Annotated in this window: 5 protein-coding genes; 2 read left to right on the plus strand and 3 right to left on the minus strand. The window is 45.7% G+C overall.

What is annotated here, in order from left to right; all coding sequences use genetic code 11:
- Positions 1–202: 202 nt before the first annotated feature.
- Together OXG87_21025 and OXG87_21030 are read right to left on the minus strand one after the other, a co-directional pair.
- On the minus strand, positions 203–1,558 hold the full coding sequence (locus tag OXG87_21025; GenBank protein ID MCY3872038.1) for a sigma-54 dependent transcriptional regulator: 1,356 nt from the start codon (positions 1,556–1,558) through the stop codon (positions 203–205).
- A gap of 5 nt (positions 1,559–1,563) precedes the next feature.
- A complete protein-coding gene (locus OXG87_21030; protein MCY3872039.1) occupies positions 1,564–2,694 on the minus strand; it encodes a PAS domain S-box protein in 1,131 nt (376 codons plus the stop codon).
- 363 nt (positions 2,695–3,057) lie between these two features.
- Here OXG87_21030 and OXG87_21035 point away from each other — a divergent pair, with 363 nt between their 5' ends.
- Both OXG87_21035 and OXG87_21040 read left to right on the plus strand, forming a co-directional pair.
- Complete coding sequence (locus OXG87_21035) at positions 3,058–4,005, plus strand: pentapeptide repeat-containing protein (protein ID MCY3872040.1); 948 nt, start codon at positions 3,058–3,060, stop codon at positions 4,003–4,005.
- A 19-nt stretch (positions 4,006–4,024) separates the two neighbouring features.
- Positions 4,025–4,213, plus strand: a complete 189-nt coding sequence (locus tag OXG87_21040) for a hypothetical protein (GenBank protein ID MCY3872041.1) — start codon at positions 4,025–4,027, stop codon at positions 4,211–4,213.
- 73 nt (positions 4,214–4,286) lie between these two features.
- Here OXG87_21040 and OXG87_21045 read toward each other — a convergent pair.
- A partial coding sequence (locus OXG87_21045) for an NAD-dependent epimerase/dehydratase family protein (protein ID MCY3872042.1) occupies positions 4,287–4,910 on the minus strand: 624 nt, incomplete at its 5' end.

A 4,910-nucleotide genomic window follows, 5' to 3' on the forward strand; every position in this document is an offset into this window, starting at 1 on the left:
AAGATGCGTGCCATGAAGTTGTTTAAAATAAAAAAAACACTTGAAAATGCTCAAGTGCTTGAAAAACAAAAAGATAAAATGTTTATGTTTTAAGTGCTATAAGTTGTCGCTTTCTGCGAAGTGTATAATTTTTTATACGATTAAAAAAGAAGCCACGAAAAAATTATACACCCCACGAGATCACATCAGGCTGTCCAATTTGCTAACGCATCTTTAGACGCTCCATCTTTTTTATTAAACCATCGCGGGTCAACCCCAATTCTTTAGCCGCATGCGTGATATTGCCTGCGTGTTTCTTGAGCACATCCTGGATTATATGTTTTTCAAACACTGCTACCCTCGCTTTTAAGTGGCCTTTAGTCTGTGTCTCTATCCCCAGGCTACCCCCAATAGGTTTTGGGAACAAATCAGGCGTAATTTCACGACCTTCTTCTGACAGGGCAACGGCTCGCTCCATCACATGCATCAATTCTCGGACATTGCCCGGATAGGTATATTCACACAATACATCCATCGCCTCAGTTGAAATACCTTGAACCGCTTTTTCAGAGGTCTCGGCAAAGTGGTTCAAAAAATGATGGGCAAGAAGTTGAATATCTCCCTGCCGTTCCCTGAGAGGTGGCAGGTGAATCTCAAAGGTGTTAAGCCGATAAAATAAATCTTCTCGAAACCTGCCCTCTCCAATCAATGCCTCGATATTCTGATTGGTCGCCGAGATGAGACGGATGTCGATTTCTATCTCCTCATTGCTACCCAGCCTGCGAATTTTGTGGTCTTCCAGAACGCGCAAGAACTTCACCTGAAGGGGCATGGGCAATTCCCCGATTTCATCGAGAAAAAATGTCCCGCCCTTAGCGTGTTCGATTAACCCGACGCGGTTCTGTTTCGCATCTGTGAATGCTCCCTTTGTATGACCAAATATCTCACTTTCAATTAGAGGCTCTGGTAGGCCCCCGCAGTTGAGCGGCACAAACGGCTTATGGCTGCGCTTGCTATTTGCATGAATACACTGGGCCACCAGTTCTTTTCCCGTTCCGCTCTCCCCTGTGATCAGGACATTGGCATCTATGTCACTGATTTTCCGCATCAGATCAAATACCTGCGTGATTGCTTCACTGTTCCCGATGATGTTTTCAAACCGGAATCGCGTATCCAGCATTTGCTTGAGAGTACTGTTCTCCATCCTCACACGCCGCAGTTTCAATGCCCGTTCTATTACGATTAAAAATGCATCTGGATCAAATGGTTTCCGAACAAAGTCGAGCGCGCCTGCTCTGATCGCTTTCACTGCACCCTCAATGGTTCCATATCCGGTAAAGACAATCACAACAGCCTCTTGATCGCGTGCCATAATGCTTTCAAGTACAGCCATCCCGTCTATCCTGGGCATTTTCAAATCCACAATGATCAGATCGGGATTTTCCGTCTCGAACAACGCGATCCCTGCCTCACCCGACTCTGTCACGACAACAGCGTACCCCGCTGCCTCCAGAAACTTCTGGCAACCGCGCAACATATCCGGCTCGTCATCTATTACGAGGATCTTCTCTTTTTCCATCTCTCTTACTCTGTTATGGGAAGATAAATCTGGAACTCGGTACCTTTGCCCCGTTGACTGCTCACCTCAATCCGGCCTTTGTGCTCCTGGATCAAACCATAACTGACCGAAAGACCCAGGCCGGTTCCTTCCCCCACTTCTTTGGTTGTAAAAAAAGGATCAAATAGATGGCTGAGATGTTCTTCCTCAATGCCTGTGCCTGTATCTCTTATCCGGACCACCACCCAATCTTCATCTGTTTGGTCTGTCTCCAGTGTCGTTGATACGGTCAAAACACCGCCATCGGGCATCGCTTCAATCGCATTGTTAAACAGATTCAACAACACCTGCTCAATGCGTATGGGATCCAAAAACACTTTGGGCAAACTGTCTGCCAATTCGGTTTGATACACAATGTCCTGATTTTGCAGCGTATTTTCAACCAGTCTCAAGGCAGTATGCACGGTCTGGTTGACATTAATCCAGTCAGGGCTGAAAGATCCCTGCCTGGAAAAAGCCTGTAGCCCCGATATGATCTGCCCGACCTTATTGTTCTGGCGTTGAATGACCTTCAGCGTCTCAATCAGGTCCTCTGGCAATTTTTGACTTTCGATATTTTGCATCACACTGGCGATATGGAGTTTGATAATGCTCACGGGGTTGTTCACCTCATGTGCAATCCCGCTAATCAATCTACCCACGGCTGCGAGTTTGGTTGATTGCACCAATTGCTCCTCCAACAGTATGCGCTCTGTCATGTCGCGGATAATGCCAGCAAATAATCGTTTGTCTTTTAAGGGAACCTCACTGACAGCCAGATCCATTGGAAATTCAGTCCCGTCTTTACGCAGGCCAGTCACTTGACGCCCTATTCCGATAATTTTGGGTACGCCCGTCTCTAAATATCTGCCAATATAGCTATCGTGTTCACTGCGGTAAGGCGCGGGCATCAGCATCTTGACATTGTTTCCGATCACTTCCTCAGCCTGATAGCCGAATATTTTCTCGGCAGCGGAATTGAATGTTTGTACAATTCCCTGACTGTCAATCGTGATAATCGCGTCAACGGTGGTTTCCAGGATCGCTTTGTAATGGCTTGCCGCCTCTTCAAGTGATGTGAGGATTTGGTCTCTGTGCTCGCTTTGAGCGTTCATCATACTACCTCGAGGTTCTGGTCTTATCAGGACGGCTATATTTTTGTCTTGAATTGTGAGGCATTACATGATATGCTTATTTTGCGGAATAAAAAATAAAAAGAGAAGGCATACTTCACCCGTCAAAGCAAAGTATGCCTCCAATCGTATCACCAACCTGTAAGAGAGTAGTTGGCTTGATGAATAATTTCTATTTTTTGCTGCTTGTTGTCGAGGATATTTTTTCACACGATTCACACAATTCACACGATTCACACAGTTGAGGTAATCGATGGTTAATGAGGTTGTGGCTGTCAGGATATCCAAACATTTGATCTCTTTAGCAGAAGTAAAAATGGAAAGAATGGCGGGCTGAAATTAGAGGTTATCGAGTCTGAAACAGGCGTCAGTCGCCAAACAGTGAGCCGAGTTCTCAATGGGAAGGCGAACCAGCTCTATTACAGAACTGCTGTGAATCTGGCAGACTATATTGAAAAGGAAACAAAGGGCAAGGTATCAGCAGCCTACCTGCTCAATGAATCTAATAAGAATTATGTTGGCGCAGATTTGAGAGGGTCAGATTTCTCAGGTGAGGATTTAACGCACTTCAACTTTGCTCAGGCAGACCTTACCGGATCTAACTTTGAAAGGGCAACGCTCGACTACTCAGATTTTACCGCTGCGAGGTTGAAGGATGCAAATTTTAATCGTGTAACTGGGACAGGCACAAATTTTATTGGAGCAGTTGCAACAGGTGCTACGTTTAAAAATTTTCAAGCACGGTTTTGGAGTATGACTGGACTGCGAATGAGTCGTGGCGAAATGATGTCGGGGAATCTAAAAGCCAGCATGCATGGCGCAAATATGCATAGTGTAAAGATCAATCGGATGGAATGGAGGGTAGGTGGCTCTGCCTCGGTTGGATTACGCTTGCCTTACGATGTTGATTTTTCAGGATTTACTTGGGGACTTATGAATAACTCGCTGGTGGCTGTACTTGTCTATCAATTGTTCCACCATCACCCATTATGGAATAAATTCAGCCAAATTATCGATTTCATTCTCGGGCAGCAATTCAGAACTGCAGAACCTGGTCATATACCCTGTTACGATGGTCTGGTTCATTTTATGCAGGCCGAATTGCCAGAGGTGGAAGATGAGTTATTAGAGGGATTCCAAAGGTATCCGGCGATGCAAATATACGAACGATATATGTTGGCAAAAGCCGAACGCAATATAAGAAATTTAGATCAAGCATTGGATTTGCAGAATTCTTCTTATGCTGCCCTTTTTCCGGGTGTTGTCAAGTCAATAGCCAGAAAGTTTAGAAACTAAAATAAAATGGGAGGACCACATGGCAACCGGCGTAAATCAAGCAGCGCTCGCCAATCTGAGAAAGCAGGTCGCACAGCTGTGTCGTGATTTGGAGGAGTTCAGGATTGTTCATGTTGCCGCTATAGACTACGACAAGTTGACCAGGTTGACGGAATCAGAGCATCATCTCTATAATCTGGATGCAGAATTAAAGGTGTTTGAGAAGTAAGAGGACAGGAGTGGTATAGCCAAAAAAAGCACGCCCTGAACAGAGCGTGCTTTTTTTATTTTTTTTCTCCGATTCACTTGATGTTGTGATAGTCCCTGTACCACGCGACAAAATTTGCAAGTCCTGTTTCTATGGGCGTTGTGGGATTGTAGCCCACATCTCGCATCAGGTCCGATACATCTGCTGCATTGTCCTGTACATCTCCCGGCTGCATGGGCAAATCTTTTCGGATCGCTTTTTTGCCCAGCAAGTCCTCTAATAGCGATAAAAAATAATCCAATTCTATGACATTCGGATTGCCGATATTGTAGATCCGATATGGACTGGAACTCGATCCCGGATCGGGGCATTGTCCCGTCCATTCGGGATCTGGCTTTGCGGGATTTGACAATACGCGAGTCACGCCTTCGACAATGTCGCTGACGTACGTAAAGCTGCGGCGCATTTTCCCGTGATTATAGACTTTGATGGGTCGATTTTCCAATATGGCTCTGGTCCACAAGTAGGCGACAAAATCCGGACGTCCCCAGGGTCCGTACACAGAGAAAAAGCGCAATCCTGTGGTCGGGATGTCGTATAGATGGCTATACACATGCGCCATCAGTTCATCTGATTTTTTTGTCGCCGCGTATAAGCTGATCGGATGATCGACGTTTTGACGGACGCCATGAGGCGTGGTGGCGTTCAAGCCATACAC

It is taken from the genome of Gemmatimonadota bacterium (genome assembly GCA_026706845.1).
Taxonomy (GTDB): domain Bacteria; phylum Latescibacterota; class UBA2968; order UBA2968; family UBA2968; genus VXRD01.